Raw genomic sequence first — 19399 nt, forward strand, 5'->3', positions numbered from 1 at the left:
GACCGCCGCTCGCGCACCGCGGGCGGCCTCACCCGACGCTTTCGCTCCATGGGGGACTCATGATCGACGTACTCGTCGTCGGCGGCGGACCGACCGGCCTGATGCTCGCCGCCGAACTGCGCCTGCACGGCGTACAGGTGAGGGTGCTGGACAAGGAGACCGTGCCGACCGAGGTGGTGCGCTCACTGGGCCTGCACGTGCGCTCCATCGAGGTGATGGACCAGCGTGGTCTGCTGGGGCGCTTCCTCGAACACGGCAAGCGGTATCCGGTCGGCGGCTCCTTCGCCGCCATCGACAAGCCCGCGCCGGCACTGGACACCGCACACGCCTACACCCTCGGCATCCCGCAGCCCGTCACCGACCGCCTGCTCGCCGAGCGCGCCACGGAACTCGGCGCCGAGATCGCCCGCGGGTGCGAACTGGTCGGACTCGGCCAGGACGACCAGGCGGTCACCGCCGAACTCGCCGACGGCACGCGCCTGCGCGCCCGCTACCTCGTGGGCTGCGACGGCGGCCGCAGCACCGTGCGCACCCTGCTCGGCGTCGGCTTCCCCGGCGAGCCCTCCGGCACCGAGACGCTGATCGGCGAGATGCGCGCGACCGCGGACCCGGAGACGGTCGCCGCCCGAGTGAGCGAGGTCCGCCGGACCCAGAAGCGGTTCGGTCTGGGGCCCGTCGGGGACGGGATGTACCGCGTCGTCGTGCCCGCCGCGGGGCTCGCCGAGGACCGGTCGGTGGCGCCGGCCCTGGAGGAGTTCAGGCAGGCGCTGCGCGATTGCGCGGGCACCGACTTCGGTGTGCACTCACCGCGCTGGCTGTCCCGTTTCGGCGACGGCACGCGCCTGGCCGAGCGCTACCGTACGGGCCGGGTGCTGCTGGCCGGCGACGCGGCGCACATCCACCCGCCGGTCGGCGGGCAGGGCCTCAACCTCGGTGTCCAGGACGCCTTCAACCTCGGCTGGAAGCTGGCCGCCGAGGTGAACGGCTGGGCGCCCGACGGGCTGCTGGACAGCTACCACACGGAACGGCACCCGGTGGCCGCGGCCGTGCTGGACAACACCCGCGCCCAGATGGAACTGCTGTCCACCGAGCCCGGGCCCCTCGCGGTGCGCCGGCTCCTGGCCGAACTGATGCGCTTCGAGGACGTCAGCCGCCACCTGACCGAGAAGGTCACCGCGCTCGACGTCCGCTACGACTTCGGACCGGGCCACGCACTGCTGGGCAGCAGGATGCGGGACGTCGAACTCGAAGGCGGACGTCTGTACGACCGGATGCACTCCGGCCGCGGGCTGCTCCTCGACCGGACCGGCGCACTGTCGGTGAAGGGCTGGTCGGACCGGGTGGACCACGTCGTCGACGGCGGTGCGAAACTGGCGGTGCCCGCGATGCTGCTGCGGCCGGACGGTCACGTGGCATGGGTCGGTGACGACCAGCAGGACCTGTACGACCGGCTGCCCCGGTGGTTCGGCGCCGCCACCGGCTGACCTCCCCGTCACGGGCCCTGACCGACCCCGCTTCCCCACGGAGAACCCTCATGAACCACGTCGCGGACCCCAGCCGCTACGACGGCGCCATGCAGTACCGCCGCACCGGACGCTCCGGGCTCGACCTGCCGGCGCTGTCCCTGGGCTACTGGCACAACTTCGGCGACGACAAGCCGTTCGAGACCCAGCGGCGGATCGCCCTGCGCGCCTTCGACCTCGGCATCACCCACCACGACCTCGCCAACAACTACGGCCCGCCCTACGGTTCCGCCGAGATCAACTTCGGCCGGATCATGCGGCAGGACCTCGCGCCGTACCGCGACGAGCTGGTGGTGTCCACCAAGGCCGGGTGGGACATGTGGCCCGGTCCGTACGGCCAGGGCGGCGGCTCGCGCAAGTACGTGCTCGCCTCCCTCGACCAGTCCCTCAGGCGCACGGGTCTGGACTACGTCGATATCTTCTACTCCCACCGCCTGGACGCCTCCACCCCGCTGGAGGAGACCATGACGGCGCTGGACACGGCGGTGCGGCAGGGCAAGGCGCTCTACGTCGGCATCTCCTCCTACGACGCCGAACGCTCCCGGCAGGCCGCCGCGATCCTCCGCGACCTGGGCACCCCGCTGCTCATCCACCAGCCGTCGTACAACATGCTCAACCGGTGGATCGAGACCGAGGGCCTGCTCGACGCCGCGGCCGACGAGGGCTTCGGCGTCATCGGGTTCACCGCGCTGGCGCAGGGGCTGCTCACCGGCCGCTACCTCGACGGCGTGCCCGAGGGGTCGCGTGCCACCCAGGGGAAGTCCTTCGCCACCGACTGGCTCACCGAGGACACGGTCCGGCGGCTGCGCGCGCTGAACGACATCGCCGCCCGCCGGGGCCAGAGCCTGGCCCAGATGGCGCTCGCCTGGGCGCTGCGCGACCGGCGTGTCACCTCGCTGGTGATCGGCGCCTCCCGGCCCGAGCAGCTGGAGGAGAACGTGGCCGCCCTGGCCGACCTCTCCTTCGGGGACGACGAACTCGCCGAGATCGACAAGCACGCGGTCGTCGAGGGCGACGTCGACCTGTGGCGACAGGCCCGCACCGGCGACCTCGGCTGAGGCACCGGGCCGCCGTGAAGCCGGCCGGTCAGGACGGGGCCGCGCCGGTGACGTGCAGCATCCGCGGTGAGCGGCCGGCCGGCTCGGGCAGCCGCAAAGGCTCCCGACCCGGAGTGACCGTGCCCAGCAGTGCCGCCCGGCGCGCCCCCGTTCCCGAGGGGATCGCGCCGGGCAGGCCGTTGACGGTCAGGAACCCCAGCAGGGCGAAGGCCAGGGCCTCCTTGGCGTCGGACGGCAGCCCGAGCGCGTCGCTGGAGTCGAGGGTCACCCCGGGCAGCTCCTCGGCCAGCATGCCCATCAGCACCGGATTGTGCGCACCACCGCCGGAGACGACGAGCCGCGTGACGCCGTGGGCGCGGCAGGCGTCGGCCACCGTGACGGCGGTGAGCCTGGCCAGGGTCGCCAGGACGTCGTCGGGCTCCGCGACCGGCGCCGCGGCGAGCGCGTCGAGCAGGTACGGCAGGTGGAACTGCTCCTTGCCGGTGCTCTTGGGAGCGGGCCTGGCGTAGTAGGGGTCGTCCAGCAGCACCCTGAGCAGCGCCGGATCGGCCCGGCCCGCTCCCGCCCGGCGCCCGTCCTCGTCGTACTCGGCCGCGCCGCCGGTGAAGTGCCGTACGGCGGCGTCCATCAGGGCGTTGGCGGGGCCGGTGTCGAAGGCCAGTGGCTCGGCGCCGGGAGCGACGACGGTGACGTTGGCGATGCCGCCCAGGTTGAGGGCGGCGGGGACGCCGGGCAGGGCGGCCAGGGCGAGGACGTCGGTCATGGCGACCAGCGGCGCCCCCTGACCGCCGGCCGCGACGTCCCTGCTGCGCAGGTCGGAGACGACGGGCAGACCGGTCGCCTCGGCGATCCAGGCGGGCTGGCCGAGCTGGAGGGTGCCGCGCACCGCGCCGTCCTCGACCCAGTGGTACATGGTCTGCCCGTGCGAGACCACCAGATCCGCGGCGCCCCCGCACAGCTCACCCACCGCCCGCACGGCCACGTCGGCGAACGCCTGCCCGACCCCGGTGTCGAGCCGGGCGACCGTCCGCATCGTCGCCGCCGACGGCGGCAGACTGCTCGCGATCAGATCGCGCAGCTCGGCCGGGTAGGGGGCGGAGAGATGGCCCAGCGGGCGCATCACCAGGACCTCGCCCCGCAGTTCGAGGTCTGCGGCGGCCGCCTCGATGGCGTCGTAGGACGTGCCTGACATCAGGCCGATCACACGCACGGGGTACTCCTGCGGGGGTTGGGCGAGCCGGACGGGATCCGCTCGGTCAGTTGCGGCCGGCCGTCGTGGTCAGCTGGTCGGGTCCGGCGCCGGGCTCCTCGTCGAGGGCCGGGCTCCCCGTGGCCTCCGGCGCCCGGTGGAACAGGCTCAGTACGCCGCCCACGAGCAGGGTGATCAGCACGCCGATGGGCACCAGCCACTGGGCCGCGATCGCCTGGGACACCGTGGTCCCGCCCGTGGTGACGTCGATCTTCACGCCGCGCACGATGTACGTCATCACCCCGATGGTCACCAGGAAGGCCACGATCGAGTCGACCTCGTTGGCCCGCCTGACCAGCCGCCCCAGCAGGAACGCGCCGAGCAGCGCGCCGTAGGTGTACCCGGCGATGGTCAGACCCGTCAGGTACACGTTGCCCGTGCTCGCGCTGAACGCGCAGGCGAAGACGGCCATGAGCGTCGCCCACACCAGCGTCATCCAGCGGGCGAGCCTGAGCAGCGCCTCCTCGGACGGTGTGGTGCGGAAGAAGCTGTGGATGATGTCGGCGACCGTGGAGTTCGACATGGAGTTCAGCGCCGAGGACAGCGACCCCATCGCCGCGCCCAGGATGCCGGCCACGAGCAGGCCCGAGACGATCACGGGCAGCCCGTGCAGGATGAACTCCGGGTAGAGGTTGTCCGAGCTGGACAGCCCCAGCTCCGAGAAGGACTTGCCCTGGTTGTACGACCACAGCAGCGCGCCGACGAGGGAGAAGGCGGCGAACTGGACGGTGACGAAGACACCCGAGGCGATCATGGCCTTCTGGCCCTCGCGCAGCGTCCTCGTCGCCAGCACACGCTGGACGATCAGCTGGTCGGAGCCGTGCGAGGCCATGGCGAAGATGGCGCCGCCGACGATGGCGGTGGGCAGGGCGAACGGGCTGGTGAGGATGTGGGCGAGGTTGAAGTCGGTGTCGAAGAGGGTGAACTTCCCGGCGTCCAGCGCACGCGCGTAGCCGTCACCGCCGACGTGGGCGGAGAGCACCGCCACGGCGAGGACCGCGCCGCCGAGGTAGAGGACCATCTGGATGGCGTCGGTCCAGATGACCGCCTTGATGCCGCCCAGGTAGGTGTAGACGACGGTGATCAGCGTGATCACGATGATGATCACGCGGTAGCTCGCGTGCACACCGAACTCGTCGAGCAGCAGCTTGATCGGGATGGCGGAGGCGAACAGCCGCACGCCCTCGGCCAGCAGCCGGGTGAACACGAAGGTCACCGAGGCGAGCCCCTGCAGCTTCAGCCCGAACCGGTCGCCCAGGTACTGGTAGGCGCTGACGAAGCCGCCGCGCTTGTAGAGGGGGATCAGCACGGTGGCGACGACGACGCGTCCGATGACGTAGCCGAGGGCGAGTTCGACGTTGCCGAAGCCCTGGCCGCTGTAGGCGCCGCCGGGCACGCTGATCACGGTCAGCACACTGGTCTCGGTGGCGACGACGGAGAAGGAGACCGTCCACCACGGCATGTGGCCTTCACCGACGAAGTAGTCCTTCGCCGACTTCTGCCGGCCTGCCTTCCGCAGGCCGATCCAGGCGATCCCGATCAGGTAGACCACGATCACCACGAGGTCGAGCTGGCGCACGCTTGCTCCTAGGCACTGGCCGGTGGGGTCGCCGGCGTGGGGAGAGGGGGGAGGGGAGAGGTCCGGCGGACGCGGACGACGAGGGAGGTGTGCGGGGTGCTGCGGTCCACGGCCAGCAGCCGGGCCCCGTCCAGGGGGTCGCCGAGCGGGGACGTGAGCCGCACGGGCAGTCCGGAAGCGGTGAGGGCGGCGGTCAACGGCGCCATCAGGGCCGGGCCGAGACCGGTCAGCCCGCCGGTGACGGCCAGCGGCAGCGGGTCGCCGCCCCCGGTGATCCGGCCGGCCGCCGCGAGCGCGGTCTCGGCGAGGTCGGCGGCCGCGTCCCGGACGATCACCGCGGCCACGGCGTCCCCGGCCTCGGCTGCGCGGGCCACCTCGGGGGCGAACGAGGCGGCCGTACGGGCGGGATTCCCGTCCCGTCCGACGGTCGCCGGCAGTCGTTCGAGGTCGCCGAAGAGACCGGCGGCGGCGTCCAGCAGAGCGGTGGCCGGGCCCCGTCCGTCGTGGGCGCGCAGGGCCGCGCGCAGTCCGGCGGTGCCGATCCGGGCGCCGCTGCCGTCGTCGCCGAGCAGGGGACCCCACCCGTCGACGCGGGCGTAGGTCCCGTCGGCGCCGATGCCGACCGCGACCGATCCGGTGCCGATCGCCAGGACCACCCCCGCCCGGCCGCCGAGCGCGCCCGCGTGCGCGGTGACCGCGTCGCTGGTGACGGCGGCCTCCTCGACGGGCAGGTCGTCGAGGAGCGCATCGGCCAGGGAACGGGACGCCGCGGGGGCCGAAGCCGCTCCGGCGGCGCCCACCAGGACCGCTTCCGGCCGGGCACCGCCCCGCTCCCGGAGCAGCGGCTCGACGGCGGCGCGCACGGCGGCACGGGCCGCCGCCACACCGTCGGGCGCGGCGAGACCGGGAGCACCGGACACGGAACTGACGGCCCGTGACGAGTCGGCGCTGCTCCACAGCACGGCGCGGCAACCGGTCTTCCCGAGATCTACCGCCACTACTGAAGTCATACGGCTCGCCCTTTGCCCGAGGGACCCGGCACGTCGAGAGCCACCGGGTCGTCGGTGACCGGTGCGGATCGCCGTCCGAGTATGGGAACGCCGCCCTCCGTATGTCAATAAGTAACGTCGCGTCGTTTTCCGCGTAACTTTTTGACCCCCTCGGGCCGCCCCATTACTCTGTGCGCATCACTCCCAGGAGGGGCCATGGTCCGCCAGTCCTCGTCCCGTGAGCCGGAGCCGTCCGCCCAGGACGCCCCGCTCGCCGACATCCTCACGCGCGTCCGCGCAGCCCGGCCCTCCCTGGCCCCCTCGGAACGCCGGGTGGCCGACGTGGTCCTCGCCCACCCGGGGCAGGTGGCGGAACTGTCCATCCACGCGCTGGGGGAGCGGGCGAGCACCTCGGCGGCCACCGTGATGCGGTTCTGCCGCACCGTCGGCACGGGCAACTACCCCCAGCTGCGCCTGGCGCTGGCCGCGGCCGCCGCGCGGGAGCACGCGCTGGGCGGCGAGCGGGCGGCGCAGGGCGGCACCGACATCAGCCCGACGGACTCGCTGGACCGGATAGTCAGCAAGATCATCTACAACGAGGTCCGGGCCCTGGAGGACTCGGGCGCCGAACTGGACATCGACGCGCTGGGCCGGGCGGTCGAGGCGGTGGCCGAGGCCCGCAGGGTCGACATCTTCGGCGTGGGGGCCAGCGCGTTCGTCGGCCAGGACCTGCACCAGAAGCTCCACCGCATAGGCCGGATGGCCTTCATCTGGAGCGACCGGCACGCGGCGCTCACCGCGACGGCCCTGCTGGGGCCCGGCGACGTGGCCCTGGCCGTCTCCCATTCCGGGGAGACGGAGGACACCACCGAGCCCCTCCAGGCCGCGGGCGAACGCGGAGCCACCACCATCGCCCTGACCAACGACCCCGGATCCACCCTCGCGACCAGCGCCGACCTCGTCCTCACGACCTGCGCAAGGGAAACGCCGTTCCGCTCCGGTGCGACCGTCAGCCGCATCGCCCAACTGGCCGTCATCGACTGCCTGTTCGTCGGCGTCGCGCAGCGCTCCTACGACGCGGCGACCACCGCCCTCGAAGAGACCTACGGCGCCGTCCAGCGCCGTCGGCGCCCCGCCCGCCGCACCGGGTGACGGCGGGTCACGGCCGCACCGGGTGAAGGCGGTCACGGCCGCGCCCTCCCCACGCCTCCCGTCAGACGGACCCGTCCTCGCGCAGACTCGTCACCAGGTCGCGCGGCAGGCCGTGGGTGTCGTGGAGGTAGGCGAAGTCGTCCTCTCCCAGCGGGCCCCGGAAGCGGGGCCGGGCGAGCACGTCCCGGCCGCGTCGCAGCAACCGCCGGAAACGGCGCTCCTCGTCCACCAGCAGGCGCCGCACCAGGTCCGGGTCGACGTCCTGCCGGAAGTGGTCCGAGGTGTGCGTGATCAGCTCGTCCGGCAGGTCCCCGATGCCGCGTGAGGGGTCGTCCCGCCACAGCACGGTGAGCAGCCGTCGCACCAGGCGGCGCAGCACGTAGCCCCGGCCGGTGGGGGAGGGGCGGACTCCGTCGCCGACGACCACGACGACCGACCGGAGGTGGTCGCAGACGACCCGGAAGGAGGATTCGTCCAGCGACCACAGGGTGGGCAGCACCCGCCGCCACGGCTCGAAGACGTCGCAGTCGAACACCGTCGGCTTGCCCTGCAGCAGCGAGGCGAGGCGCTCAAGGCCCAGACCGGTGTCGACGTTGCGCTGCGGAAGCGGCACCAGACGGCCGTCGTCGAGCCGGCGGTGGCGCATCATCACGTGGTTCCACACCTCCACCCAGCGGTCGTCGCCCGTGGGCGTGGACCGGGGAGGGGTGTCACCGCTCCACAGGAAGATCTCCGAATCGGGCCCGCACGGGCCGACCGGGCCGTTGGACCACCAGTTGTCGTCCACCGTCGGCTCCACGGGAACGCCCCGCTCCTGCCACAGCCGCAGGGACTCGGTGTCCGGCCCGACCTGCTCGTCACCTCCGAACACGGTGGCGTGCAGGAGGCCCGGGTCGACGCCGAGACCCTCGGTGAGCAGCCGGTGGCCCCAGTCGAGACTCCGGGTGCCCTCGTAGTCGCCCAGCGACCACGTGCCGAGCATCTGGAACACCGTCAGGTGGGTGCCGTCGCCGACCTCGTCCAGGTCCGTGGTGCGCAGGCAGCGTTGGACGTTGACCAGCCGCCGGCCCAGCGGGTGGGGGCGGCCCTCCAGGTACGGGGTGAGCGGGTGCATGCCGGCGCTGGTGAACAGCACGGGGTCGCCGGGTTCGGGCAGCAGCGTCGAGCCGGTGATCCGGCGGTGGCCGTGGTCCTCGTAGTACTCGGCGAACGTGCGGATGATCTGCTCGGTGTCCATGGGGTGACTCCTTCGCTGCGCGACGGGAGGGCCACCGGAGAACGGAAGCCGGCGGTCGTCGCTGCGCGAGGGAAGGCGTCGGAGCGCCACGCGGAACACCGGCGGGCCGTTTCCGGTCGCCGGTGGGAAAGGGGGAAGGTCAGACGGCGGCAACCGGCGAGCTGGTCGCTCGCGCGGTCGCGGAGGTGCTGCTGCCGGTGACGTTCATGCCACGAAGGTAACTCGCCGGGCGCCGGTACGCACACGACTTTGCCCGGGGAAGCGTGTGTGGTCGCGCCCGGTCGGGAGGCGGGCGTTCCTCAGCAGCCGGGCCCGCCTTCACCGGCGCCGTCCGGTGGCGCCGGCGCCCAGGTGGGGAGCCAGGTGTCCTCGGGCAGCGGGTCCAGGCTCGCGAAGTGGCCGACGACGGCCCGCAGGCCCGGGTGCGGATTCTCCCGGGGGAGGAGGAGGGAGAGCGGGTAGGCGAGCGTGGGGCGCGCGACGGGGATGCGGCGCAGATCGTGGCCGGCCGGCCAGGCGTACCGGTCGCGGGAGCCCACCAGGGTGGCCACGTCGTCGGAGTCGGCGAGGATGTCGAGGAGCACCTCGTTGCCGAAGTTCGGGCCCGCGGCGTCCACGCGGAGACCGAACGCGGCGGTGAGCTGATCGTAGAAGTCCGCCCATTCGCTGCCCGGCGCGATGCCCGGCACCCAGATCCGGTGCCCGCGCAGCCGCTCCGGGGTCAGCGTGCGTGCGGCGGCGAGCGGGTGCCTCGGGCCGACGACGAGTTCCAGTGGGGAGTGGAACGCGTGGATCATCCGCACGTCACTCGGCAGGGCGGCCGGGTCGGTGACCGAGCGGAACGAGGCGTCGACGTCGCCCGCCCGGACGGCGGCCACCGCCAGACGCGGATCGTCGACCCGGAGCGTCACCACGTCGAGTGCCGTCCCGGGGTGCGAGCGCCAGTAGTCGTGCAGGACGACGGCCTGAGCACTCCGCAGACCGAGAACGTCGATCCGCAGGGCCCGCGAACCCCGTGCGACAGCGGCGACGGCGCGGTCGGCGTCGGCGACGATGTTCCGGGCGTGCGCCAGGAAGGCCTGTCCGTCGAGCGTCAGCTCCACCCCGCGGGCGGTGCGGGTGAACAACCGAACGTCGAGCGTGCGCTCCAGGGCCGCGATGCGCTTGGAGACGGCCTGCTGCGTCACACCGAGCTCGTCGGCCGCATGCCGCAGCTGGCCCAGCTCGGCCGCGCGGACGAACGACCGCACCGCTTCGGTATCCATGGCGGTGAGGATAACGCCGCCCTTCGTCAACCGACGGTTGTGGCCGACCGGGATCGGACGTGCCGGGGAGACGACGGGCCGCCGGCCGCGTTCCGTCCGGCGTGCCATAACCTCGTTGACGAGTAGGTCAGTTGTCATGGTGTCCGCACAAGGAGGCGACGGTGCTCACGAGAAACGGCTCGCGATGGCTCGTGTGCGCCGTGGCGCTGGCCTGTCTGGCACTGATGGGACCCAGCGCCCCCGGTGGTGCCCTCTCCGGCAGGTCACTGCCCGCGGAACCCGTCAAGGACATCGTGCCGAACCGGGTCATGACCTGGAACCTCTGCAATCCCTGCGACGCGAGCAATCTCGACCGGGCCGCGGAGATAGCCGCGCACGCGCCCCAGGTCATCGGCATGCAGGAGGCGTGCGCACGCGACGTCGACAAGATCCGGGACTACCTGGAGGCCTACCACGGGCTGGTCTACCACGTCGCGTACGGGACGGTCCTGCAGAACTGGGGCCGTTGCGGCGGAGCGCCGTGGAACCCGGGGGGCTTCGGCCAGGCCATCCTCTCGGCGGCACCGATGACCGACCCGGTCAAGGCCGAGTACCCCGAGGGCGGTTCCGAGGACCGTGGCTATCTCGCGGTCACCACCGAGGTGGGCGGCCGCTCCGTCCGCGTCTTCGACACGCACCTCGCGCAACGGCGTCAGGAGGAGTTCCGCGAGGGCCAGGTCCGCGCCCTCGCCGCGGAGGTCGGCCGGCACGACCGCGCCATAGTCGTCGGCGACTTCAACGCCGTGCCCGAGGCGTCCGAACTCGATCCCCTGTGGGCGCTGGCCACGGACGCCGACCCGCGGTGCCGTCCCGCACCCGCCGGCACCTGCGAGCCGACCACGGACTGGCGGAGCAAGTTCGACTACGTCTTCCTGCGCGGCATCGCCCCCGCCGGACACCGCGTGGTCCGCACCCGGTACTCGGACCACGACATGCTGTACGCCGACCTGGACGTGACCTGAGCCCCCACAGCCGGACGCCGCGAAGTGACAGGGCGGCGTCCCCGCCCGTGACTCGACTCGCCCTTGTTCCGGCCGGCTTGACCGGCGCTCTGCCCCGCCGGGGACCGACGGTCGCATAAGCGGTTGCCCGCAGGCCCCGCCGGCGGATGCAATGGCCGCATGGTCACCGAGGTGCGCCCGCCGGCGCGAGACGACACGAACGCGCCCGTCCGGATCGGTGCTCTCGCACCGCTGAGCAGGCCCGGATGGGACGAGGCGGGCCGGCACCTGCTGGCCGGGATGGAACTGGCCGTGCACGAGGTCAACGACACCGGCGGCATCGCGGGCAGACCTCTGGAGCTGGCGGTCCGCGACACGGCGGCGGACCCGGACCGGGCCGTGGCGGCCGTGGACGAACTGGCCCGGCTGGGCGTGGCCGCCCTGGCGGGGGAGTACCACAGCGTCGTCGCCCGCGCCGCCGCCACCAGGGCCGACGCACGCGGTCTGCCGTTCCTGTGCTCGTCGGCCGTGCTCGACGCACTCACCGACCGGCCGACGCGCTGGGTCGCGCGTCTGCCTCCGGTCCAGTCCCACGGCTGGCGGATCTACGCGGACTTCCTTCTCGCCGCGGGGCACCGTCGCATCGCCGTGGTCGCCGCGCCGAGTCTCTACTGGGAGACCGGTGTGCGCATCCTGCGGAGCCACCTCGCCCCGCGCGGCGGCACCGTCGTCGCTCTCGACGGGCGCGAGCCGGACCCCGCGTCGGTGTGCGACGCACTCGCCGAGCAGGACGCGACCGTCCTCCTCCTCCTGGTCGGCCACCCCGAGCCTGCCGTGCCGATCCTCAGGTCCGTCCGCCGGGACCCCCGCCTGACCGGAGTCCTCGTCGGCGCTCCGGCGGGACAACCCGAGTTCGGGACGTGGGCGGCCGCACTGGGCGCCGACGGCGCGGCGGTCCCGTTCCTCCGGTATCTGCCCGAGCACCCGGGCCCGCTCGGCACGCGCGTCGGGACGGCCCTGCGCCAGCGGCTGGCCGACGCTCCCTCCTTCGTCGCCTTCGAGGGCTACGACACGGTGGCGGTCCTCGCCGACCTGCTGCGCTCGCACGGCGTCGACCGGGCGCGTACCGCCGCGTCCTGGGCGAGTGTCTCGGTCGACGGCACCCGGGGACCCATCCGCTTCTCGCGGACCCCGGACACCGGCGTGTGGCAGTGGACCGGAGCGCCGGTCCAGGTCGTCGACCGGGATCCGGCGGACCCCGGCCGCTTCCGCGTCCTGCACACCGGCTGACGCACAGGCCCGCGGCCAGGCGGGGCACTGCCCGGCTCGGGAACGTCAGCCGTACAGCGCCAAGCGGTGCAGCGCCGCGAGCGCGTCGTCGATGGGATGGTGCTGCGGCCTGCCCGAGGCGTCCAGCACGTTCCACCTCTGGAGGTTGACCGCGACGGCCATGCGGCGCCCGCCGTCGGCACGGATCCCGGCCAGCGCTCCCGCACCCCAGGCCGTGCCGCCGTGGCCCCAGAACACGTCCGGACCGCCCCCCTCGATCGGGTGCAGTCCGAGGCCGTACTCGATCGTCCGCCCCTCCTGCGACACCACCGGCACGGTGCGCCGCATCTCGGCCAGCGACGACCGGCTGACGATCTCACCGGCCAGCAGCTTCCCGAAGAAGCGGTTCAGGTCCGAGACGGTGGACGTCAGGGAGGCCGCCGGTCCCACCCACGACATGTCGAAGACGCTGTAGTCGCGGGGCGGGTCGATCATGCCGAACCAGGCCTCGTAGAGGCGCGAGTGCGGCTCGCCCAGGTACGGACCGGTGGGCAGCTCGGTGTGCCGGAGCCCGGCGCGTTCGATGACCTCGCGGGTGATGTACCGCTCGGCGGTGGTGCCGGTCACCCGTTCCAGGAGCCGGCCCAGGAGCAGGTAGTTGGTGTTCGAGTACAGGCCGGGGGTGGCGCCGGGGGCGCCGACGGCGGGAGCGGTGACCCCCAGCCCGATCAGCTCGGACGGGTCGAACCGGGTGAACCGGTGGTCGTCCAGGCTCTCGGGCCGGGTGTCCGCGAGGGCCGGGAACGCCTTGAGGGACGGATAGGCCCGGGGGAGGTATTCGGCGAGGCCGCTGGTGTGGTTCAGCAGCATCCGGACCGTGACGGCCGCGCCGCGGTCACCGGGGACCACCCCCGGGAGGTACTGGCCGATCGGCGTGTCGAGACCGATCCGCCCGCGTTCGACCTGCTGCAGGACCGCGGCGGCGGTGAACGTCTTGGTGATGCTGCCGACCCGGTGGCGCATACCGGCGTCGGCCGGGCGGCCCGTGGCCGTATCGGCGACCCCGGCGGCGCCCCGCCAGACCTGATCGCCGTCGATCACCTCGGCGAACAGGCCCGGCATCCCGGCGCGGTGGACGTCCTCCAGGGCTGCGTCCAGTTTCTCCGGATCCAGTGAGTCACTCATGACACGGGTCCTTCCCAGCTCTTCGACTGCCCTTGCACCCCATTATGCACGCACCGCGTGCAACACCAAGTGCTTCGAAGGGCACAAGTGATCGGGCCCGCCGTGCACCGGGTATGGCCACTCCCGCCCCGGGTAGGACCTTCCGTACGAGGGCGTGTCGCCAGGGCCCTGAGAGCGAGGAGTGCCGGACGTGATTCGAAAGCTGCAGGCCGTGGCGCTGGACTGCGCCGACCCGGTACGGCTCGCGGAGTTCTACGCGGAGCTGCTCGGCGGGCGGGTGGTCGCGGACCCGGACGAACCCGAATGGGTCGAGGTGCACGGCTTCGAGGGGACGCCCCTGGCCTGCCAGCGGGTGGACGGCTACCGGGCGCCCGAATGGCCCGGCCAGGACCGGCCCCAGCAGGTCCACCTGGACTTCGACGTGGACGACCTCGAAGGCGAGGAGAAGCGGGCGCTCGCCCTCGGTGCGACCGTCCTGGAGCGGACGGACCAGCTCCGCCCGGACGCCAACTGGCGTGTCTACGCCGACCCGGCCGGCCACCCCTTCTGCTTCTGCCTGCACTGAACCGCCCGGGGTTCCCGACCGTCACCGTCGCCGCCACGGCCCCCGCCGGCTCCGCCCCTGCTCTCGACCACGGCTACGGCTCCGGCTCGGACGGAACGGTGCCCGTCAGGGCGCCTCGGCCGCCGCGGCCAGGATCCGGGCCAGCTCGACCGGCTTGGTGATCATGGGCCAGTGGCCCGAGTCGATGTCCACGCAGTCGACCTGCCCGGCCCGGGACAGTTCCGGCACGTCGTCCGCGTCGATCCACTTGCGCGCCTGGGCGGGCGTGAACTCGGGACACACGAGCACGACCGGGACGTCGTACCTACGCTCGTCGGTCAGCCGCACCACGCCCCGGGCCACGCCCTCGGGGACCGGAACCGCGTCCGCCGCGAACGCGCGTCTCGCCTCGTCGTCGAGGTCGGCGGCCTCCGGCCCCTGGAAGGGCTCCCAGCCCGGAAAACGCATCACTCCGTCTCTGACCTCGAAGAAGTCGGCGTACGGCTGCGCGTCGGCGACCGGGATGCCGCCGATGAGCGCGACCTTGGCCAGCCGCTCCGGTCGCCGGTCGGCGGCCAGCCAGGCCAGGGCGCAGGCCGCGGAGTGCCCCACCACCATGAGCCTGCCGGACGCCGAGTCCACCGCGTCCACCACCGCCCCCACCTGATCGTCGAGCGTGGTGGCCGCCGCACCGTCACCCTGGCCGGGCAGGGTCAGCGGCACCGGCCGGTGACCGAGTGACGTCAGCGTGGACGCGACGCGGTCCCACACGGACCCGTTCAGCCACAGGCCGCCGATGAGCAGGATGTCCATGATCGGTTCCCTTCGGTTCTTCCGACTGGCTTCACCGTAGGAGGAGATCCGGACGATCCACTGCCGGAATCAATTCCCGTCCGCTCCTCTCCCGCGCGTCCGGGACGCGGACTAGCCTGTCCCGGTGCCGAACGACGTCAGCCCCACCGCACGAGCGCTGCGCGCCCTGGAGATCCTGCGGACCCGCCCGGCGACGACGGCCGGCGAACTCGCCGTGCGGCTGGGCGTGACCGAACGAGCGGCACGCCGGTACGTCGGAATACTCCGAGAGGCGGGCATCCCGGTGGAGTCGGCCCGGGGACCGCACGGCGGATACCGGCTGGGGCGCGGGACGAGGCTGCCGCCCGTGCACTTCACGCAGGCCGAGGCCCTCGGCCTCGTCATGGCGGCGCTGAGCGGCCGACCGGCCGTCGCCGATTCCGACGACCTGGTCGGAACCGCCCTGGGCAAGGTCGTCAAGGCGCTGCCGGAAAGCGTCGGCCGGCAGGCCGCACTGCTGCGCGAGTACGCCGCCGCCGCACCCGACCCGTACGCGGCCCACCCGGATCCGGCGGTCACCAGCTCACTCGTCGACGCCGTCGCACACCGGCGCCGTGTGCTGCTCACCTACCGCAGCGAGGCCGGGAACGCGTGGGACGAGGAGGCGGACCCCTGGTCCCTCGTCGTCCGCTACGGGCGCTGGTACCTGCTGTGTCACTCCCACCGCGCCGGCGCGATCCGTACCTACCGGGTCGACCGGGTCGCCGAGGTCCGGGTCACCCGGCACGGATTCGCGGCACCGGGGGACTTCGACCCGGTGGCGGTGCTGGAGGAGAACCTCGGCACCGGATGGCAGTTCGCCACCCGCGTGGTGTTCGACGCCCCGCCGACCGAGGTCGCCCCGTGGATCCGTCCGCCGATGGGACGGCTCGAACCCCTGGATGACGGCTGCGTCCTCGTCGGCAGCACCCGCAACCCGGCCGTGTACGCGCAGGAGTGGCTGGCGAGGGTGCCGTTCGCCTTCCGCATCGAGGGCGGCGAGGAACTGCGTGCCGCGGCGGCCGCGCTCGCGGCGCGCTTCACCGCCGCCGTGCCGGGGGCCCGCGACGCCGCCCGCCCGCCCACGCCGTGAGGCGGCTTCCGGTTCGCCGCGGCCGCATGCGGCCGAGCGCCCCTGGCCCCGCACCGCGGCCGGCCGCCGACCGCTGCGGCCGGCGGGCGGGAGCGGAGTCAGGAGGAGCGGATCGCGGAGATGTCGAACTGGAGGCGTACCTTCTCGCTCACCATGCTCCCGCCCGCCTCGAGCCGCTGGTTGTAGACCAGTCCCCAGTCCCTCCGGTCGATGGTGGTCGTCCCGTCGAAGCCCGCCCGCTCGAAGCCGAACGGGTCCACGACCGAACCGAGGTAGTCCAGCTGCAGTTCGACGGGCCGGGTCGTGTCGCGGATGGTGAGGTCCCCCGTCATCCGGAAGGCCCCCGCCGACTCCTGCGTGGTGGAGGTGGAGCGGAAGGTCATCTCTGGGTGGCGGCGCGCGTCGAAGAAGTCCTTGCCGACCAGGTGAGCGTCCCGCTGCTCCACCCCGGTGTCGACCGAGGCGACGCGGATGACGATCTCGGCCCGGGACTCGGAGGGGCGGGCTCCGTCGAAGTAGAGCGTGCTGTCGTAGTCGGCGAAGGCCCCGCGGACCGTGGTGACCATGGCGTGCCGCACCGAGAAGCCGATCCGGCTGTGCGGGCGGTCGATGGTCCAGTGCCCGGTCAGCGCGCGGAGGGCCGGGTCGGGCTCGGCCAGCGCCGTCGCCGACCGCACGGCGAACCGGTCGTGGTCGGCAGCCGTGTACGGCTCGGCGGTGGCGGTCTGTCGGCGGCTGAAGATACCCATGAGTCGTAGGCCTTTCGAAGTGATCACTTCGTGTTATCACGAAGCGGATCAGCCGCCCACGGCGAGATGGGCGGCCTCGTCCGGGTTCCATCACCCCAGCCGCAAAGCTGCACCGGTTCGACACGCGGTCCTTCACACCTGCACGCGGGGGAACCCCTACCCGAGCCGCCCGAGGGCCTCCCGCAACCGCCGTGCGTCCCGCAGCCGTTGCTCGTAGGTGGCGCCCAGCACGAGCAGCACCAGACCCGCCAGGGCCGGAGCCGCCCACCGGGGAAGCGCGCCGACCGCCTGGACGAGGTACGGGGCGAGTTCGTGCAGCGTGACCAGTGCCAGCACTCCCGCGCCGAGCACCAGCGGCGCCTGGAGCCGGTGCCGGGCCCCCACCAGAGTCACCGCGAGCGCGGCGGCGCCGAGCAACAGGGGGCGCAGCCAGTACGGGTCGTCCCAGGCCGCGAGCAGGCTCGGCACGAGCGTCACGCTCAGCCCGGCACCGTACGCCGTCCACGAGGAGACCGCCGTGTCGCGGCGCCGGCGCAGCAACCCGACGACCAGCGCGGGCACGGTCACCGGCAGGGTGTACGCCTCCGGCACGTCGACGTCCCAGGCAGCCAGACGCACCCAGGCGGCCAGCAGGAGCAGTACGGCAGCCGCCCAGCCTGCCGGACGCCGCTCAGGACGCAGCGCGGTGCCGGCCGCGACGACACCGCAGACGGAGAGCACCAGGGCCAGCACGGGCGGATCCGGCACGGCGAGCGCACAGGCGAGCAGGCCCGCGACCCCGCCCGCCACCTCGACCGGCACGGTCGCGCGCGGGCCGATGGGCCCGGCGCAGACGGCGGCGACGGCGGGCACGACGAGGACGAGCAACGCCGTGTGGTGCGGCGGCCGGTCGGCCCACGCACCGATCGCGCAGGCCAGGGCAGTGGCGTGCGCGAGGGCGGCCGGCGCGGCGAACGGAGCCGGCCCGGGGCGGCACGCCGCGGCCCCGAACAGGACCGTCAGTGAGGCAAGTGCACCGATCGTCGCCTCCGCGGAGCCCAGCGAGAGGAAGGCGAGGTCGACCGAGGAGAGGAGTGCCAGCAGGAGCGCGGTGAGGGCCGGTGACGACGGCCACCGGTCGGCACGGCCGGACCGCACGGCGAAGCCCAGCGCCGCCACGACCACCGCCCCCTGCGCCACCAGCCCGGCCCCGTACGGCAGCCGAAGCACCACCGGGAGCACGGTCACGGCGGACCAGCCGAGGACGAGCGCCCCCACGGTCAGGACGGACCGCCGGGCCGTGGACCGTCCGGCGACGAGCAACACACCTGTCACGGCGGCGAGGACGAGCGGCACGGTGCTCGCGTACGAAGGCCAGGACACGTTCGTGAACACGGCCTCCCGGATGTCCCGCGGTGTGCCGGACCACGGCCGCGCACCCGAGGCCGCCGGACCGAGCACCGTCCCGGCCACCAGGGGCACCGCCCACAGCACGGCGCAGCACTGGACAGCGGTCGACGCGTGGACCAGCCCGCGGACCAGGGGCCGGGGCAGGGGTGTCCGCCCTGCCGCCGGCAGAGCGATCCCGCAGGCCAGGCACCCCGGCACGGTCCACTCGCCGGGCAGCGAGACCCACAGCACGCCACCGGTGCCCGCGACCAGGCACAGTCCCGCGACCGAAGCGACGGCCACGGCGACGTCCGGGTTCCTCACGAACCGGCCGGTGACGAGAGCGACCGCCGCCGCCAGGGCCAGGAGGCCCGCGGCCCGGGCGGCCGACCCCGGGTCGGACGCGCTCCAGCAGAGCCACCCGGCCGACAGGACACCGGCGGCGCCCACGCCCGACGCACCGGTCACGGCGACGACACGTACCGGCAGGGAGGCCGCGCGCAGGGCGACGGCGCTGCTCGCGGCGGCCGTCGCCAGCAGCACGGCCGTGAGGCCGTACGGGCCCGCGCCGGTGGCGACCGCCCACAGCAGGAGGGGAAGGTGGGCGGTCGCCACGGCGAGCGGGACGGGATGCCGGAGCCCGGCGCGTGCCCTCCGGGCGGCCGGGGCGGCCCCGGTGGCGGCGGACCCCTCGGCGGCGGGCGGCACCGGCGAGCCCGTCGCCACGCCGTACGCGCCCCAGAGCGCAGCCAGGACGGCGGACGCGGCCGCCGTGTACCCGACGCCGCCGGTGCCGGCCAACGCCACCTCGTGGAGCGCGTAGGCGTCGAGCACCGTCAGGGCCGTCCCCAGGGCGGCCACGGCCTCAGCGGTCGACCGCAGCCCGCGCCGCAGCAGCACCACGGGCGCGCCCAGCGCCGCGACGGTCAGCGCGCCGAGGACCAGCGCGCGTCCCGCGATCCCCAGGTGGCCCCAGCTGACGAGGGTGAAAGCGATCGCGGCGACCGTCAGCAGCACACCACCGAGCAGCAGCAGGACGTTCTGCACGCCGGGGGCGGTGGCCTCCGGCCGCCGGGCGACAACACCGGCGCCGGCGCCCGGCGGGCCACCCGCCGGCGTGGCCCCGGAACCGGGGCCGGGCCCCTGCGCGGTGGCCGCCCGCAGGATGTGGATCAGCCATGCGCGGCGGTGCAGCAGTGCGGCGCGGCGCAGGTCGAGTTGCCGCAGCTCGGCGTCGAGGAGCCGGAGTTCCTCGGCCGGAGGCGGAAGGTTCGTCATGACTCGGAGTGTGGCCCTCGCCACGTGCCGGGACATGAGCGCGCGTACTC

16 protein-coding genes are annotated in these 19399 nt (G+C 73.6%); 7 read left to right on the forward strand and 9 right to left on the reverse strand.

All coding sequences use genetic code 11. The features are described from left to right. Nucleotides 1–59: 59 nt before the first annotated feature. The gene (gene rox / locus ACIBCJ_RS31510; protein WP_365981283.1) at nucleotides 60–1484 is read left to right on the forward strand and encodes a rifampin monooxygenase; all 1425 of its coding nucleotides are present in this window, start codon (nucleotides 60–62) and stop codon (nucleotides 1482–1484) included. Nucleotides 1485–1534: 50 nt separating this feature from the next. Beyond that, nucleotides 1535–2581, forward strand: a complete 1047-nt coding sequence (gene mgrA / locus ACIBCJ_RS31515) for an L-glyceraldehyde 3-phosphate reductase (RefSeq protein ID WP_362105922.1) — start codon at nucleotides 1535–1537, stop codon at nucleotides 2579–2581. A 28-nt stretch (nucleotides 2582–2609) separates the two neighbouring features. On the opposite strand, the gene ACIBCJ_RS31520 is transcribed toward mgrA, so the two are convergent. From ACIBCJ_RS31520 to ACIBCJ_RS31530, 3 genes are read right to left on the reverse strand one after another with little or no spacing between them, the layout of a single operon-like run. Continuing rightward, on the reverse strand, nucleotides 2610–3791 hold the full coding sequence (locus ACIBCJ_RS31520) for an anhydro-N-acetylmuramic acid kinase (RefSeq protein ID WP_362105919.1): 1182 nt from the start codon (nucleotides 3789–3791) through the stop codon (nucleotides 2610–2612). 46 nt (nucleotides 3792–3837) lie between these two features. Next, the gene (locus ACIBCJ_RS31525) at nucleotides 3838–5409 is read right to left on the reverse strand and encodes a sodium:solute symporter (RefSeq protein ID WP_362512281.1); all 1572 of its coding nucleotides are present in this window, start codon (nucleotides 5407–5409) and stop codon (nucleotides 3838–3840) included. Between the two features lie 8 nt (nucleotides 5410–5417). After that, nucleotides 5418–6419 (reverse strand): BadF/BadG/BcrA/BcrD ATPase family protein, encoded by a 1002-nt coding sequence (locus ACIBCJ_RS31530; RefSeq protein WP_365981282.1) that lies wholly within the window; start codon nucleotides 6417–6419, stop codon nucleotides 5418–5420. A 195-nt stretch (nucleotides 6420–6614) separates the two neighbouring features. Here ACIBCJ_RS31530 and ACIBCJ_RS31535 point away from each other — a divergent pair, with 195 nt between their 5' ends. Then, nucleotides 6615–7550, forward strand: coding sequence for a MurR/RpiR family transcriptional regulator (locus tag ACIBCJ_RS31535; protein WP_362512275.1), 936 nt, complete (start codon nucleotides 6615–6617; stop codon nucleotides 7548–7550). Between the two features lie 61 nt (nucleotides 7551–7611). Here the strand turns inward: ACIBCJ_RS31535 and ACIBCJ_RS31540 are convergent, their stop codons facing one another. Then, on the reverse strand, nucleotides 7612–8787 hold the full coding sequence (locus tag ACIBCJ_RS31540) for an alanine--tRNA ligase-related protein (RefSeq protein WP_362105907.1): 1176 nt from the start codon (nucleotides 8785–8787) through the stop codon (nucleotides 7612–7614). A 299-nt stretch (nucleotides 8788–9086) separates the two neighbouring features. Further along, nucleotides 9087–10052, reverse strand: a complete 966-nt coding sequence (locus ACIBCJ_RS31545; RefSeq protein WP_365981281.1) for a LysR family transcriptional regulator — start codon at nucleotides 10050–10052, stop codon at nucleotides 9087–9089. A gap of 224 nt (nucleotides 10053–10276) precedes the next feature. Here ACIBCJ_RS31545 and ACIBCJ_RS31550 point away from each other — a divergent pair, with 224 nt between their 5' ends. Beyond that, nucleotides 10277–11053, forward strand: a complete 777-nt coding sequence (locus ACIBCJ_RS31550; RefSeq protein ID WP_365981316.1) for an endonuclease/exonuclease/phosphatase family protein — start codon at nucleotides 10277–10279, stop codon at nucleotides 11051–11053. A gap of 159 nt (nucleotides 11054–11212) precedes the next feature. Further along, a complete protein-coding gene (locus tag ACIBCJ_RS31555) occupies nucleotides 11213–12322 on the forward strand; it encodes an ABC transporter substrate-binding protein (protein WP_365981280.1) in 1110 nt (369 codons plus the stop codon). A gap of 45 nt (nucleotides 12323–12367) precedes the next feature. Here ACIBCJ_RS31555 and ACIBCJ_RS31560 read toward each other — a convergent pair whose 3' ends face one another. Then, a complete protein-coding gene (locus ACIBCJ_RS31560) occupies nucleotides 12368–13486 on the reverse strand; it encodes a serine hydrolase domain-containing protein (RefSeq protein ID WP_365981279.1) in 1119 nt (372 codons plus the stop codon). Between the two features lie 190 nt (nucleotides 13487–13676). Here ACIBCJ_RS31560 and ACIBCJ_RS31565 point away from each other — a divergent pair, with 190 nt between their 5' ends. After that, entirely contained in the window at nucleotides 13677–14051 is a 375-nt protein-coding gene (locus ACIBCJ_RS31565) for a VOC family protein (RefSeq protein WP_362105895.1), read from the forward strand. Nucleotides 14052–14156: 105 nt separating this feature from the next. On the opposite strand, the gene ACIBCJ_RS31570 is transcribed toward ACIBCJ_RS31565, so the two are convergent. Beyond that, a complete protein-coding gene (locus tag ACIBCJ_RS31570) occupies nucleotides 14157–14843 on the reverse strand; it encodes an alpha/beta hydrolase (RefSeq protein WP_365981278.1) in 687 nt (228 codons plus the stop codon). A gap of 124 nt (nucleotides 14844–14967) precedes the next feature. On the opposite strand from ACIBCJ_RS31570, the gene ACIBCJ_RS31575 reads away from it, so the two are divergent. Next, entirely contained in the window at nucleotides 14968–15954 is a 987-nt protein-coding gene (locus tag ACIBCJ_RS31575; RefSeq protein ID WP_365981277.1) for a WYL domain-containing protein, read from the forward strand. A gap of 98 nt (nucleotides 15955–16052) precedes the next feature. Here ACIBCJ_RS31575 and ACIBCJ_RS31580 read toward each other — a convergent pair whose 3' ends face one another. Both ACIBCJ_RS31580 and ACIBCJ_RS31585 read right to left on the reverse strand, forming a co-directional pair. Then, entirely contained in the window at nucleotides 16053–16703 is a 651-nt protein-coding gene (locus ACIBCJ_RS31580; protein ID WP_362105885.1) for a YceI family protein, read from the reverse strand. Between the two features lie 156 nt (nucleotides 16704–16859). Continuing rightward, nucleotides 16860–19349 carry an SCO7613 C-terminal domain-containing membrane protein gene (locus ACIBCJ_RS31585; protein ID WP_365981276.1) on the reverse strand — a complete coding sequence of 830 codons (2490 nt, stop codon included), beginning with the start codon at nucleotides 19347–19349 and terminating at the stop codon, nucleotides 16860–16862. Nucleotides 19350–19399 lie beyond the last annotated feature (50 nt).

The sequence above is a fragment of the Streptomyces sp. NPDC051136 genome (genome assembly GCF_044455745.1).
Classification (GTDB): Bacteria; Actinomycetota; Actinomycetes; order Streptomycetales; family Streptomycetaceae; genus Streptomyces.

Bases quoted from the DNA above. Each gene is read 5' to 3' on its own strand.
- rox (WP_365981283.1), top strand. From the start codon at position 60: ATGATCGACGTACTCGTCGTCGGCGGCGGACCGACCGGCCTGATGCTC.
- mgrA (WP_362105922.1), top strand. From the start codon at position 1,535: ATGAACCACGTCGCGGACCCCAGCCGCTACGACGGCGCCATGCAGTAC.
- ACIBCJ_RS31530 (WP_365981282.1), bottom strand. From the start codon at position 6,419: ATGACTTCAGTAGTGGCGGTAGATCTCGGGAAGACCGGTTGCCGCGCC.
- ACIBCJ_RS31535 (WP_362512275.1), top strand. From the start codon at position 6,615: ATGGTCCGCCAGTCCTCGTCCCGTGAGCCGGAGCCGTCCGCCCAGGAC.
- ACIBCJ_RS31540 (WP_362105907.1), bottom strand. From the start codon at position 8,787: ATGGACACCGAGCAGATCATCCGCACGTTCGCCGAGTACTACGAGGAC.
- ACIBCJ_RS31545 (WP_365981281.1), bottom strand. From the start codon at position 10,052: ATGGATACCGAAGCGGTGCGGTCGTTCGTCCGCGCGGCCGAGCTGGGC.
- ACIBCJ_RS31550 (WP_365981316.1), top strand. From the start codon at position 10,277: ATGGGACCCAGCGCCCCCGGTGGTGCCCTCTCCGGCAGGTCACTGCCC.
- ACIBCJ_RS31555 (WP_365981280.1), top strand. From the start codon at position 11,213: ATGGTCACCGAGGTGCGCCCGCCGGCGCGAGACGACACGAACGCGCCC.
- ACIBCJ_RS31560 (WP_365981279.1), bottom strand. From the start codon at position 13,486: ATGAGTGACTCACTGGATCCGGAGAAACTGGACGCAGCCCTGGAGGAC.
- ACIBCJ_RS31570 (WP_365981278.1), bottom strand. From the start codon at position 14,843: ATGGACATCCTGCTCATCGGCGGCCTGTGGCTGAACGGGTCCGTGTGG.
- ACIBCJ_RS31580 (WP_362105885.1), bottom strand. From the start codon at position 16,703: ATGGGTATCTTCAGCCGCCGACAGACCGCCACCGCCGAGCCGTACACG.
- ACIBCJ_RS31585 (WP_365981276.1), bottom strand. From the start codon at position 19,349: ATGACGAACCTTCCGCCTCCGGCCGAGGAACTCCGGCTCCTCGACGCC.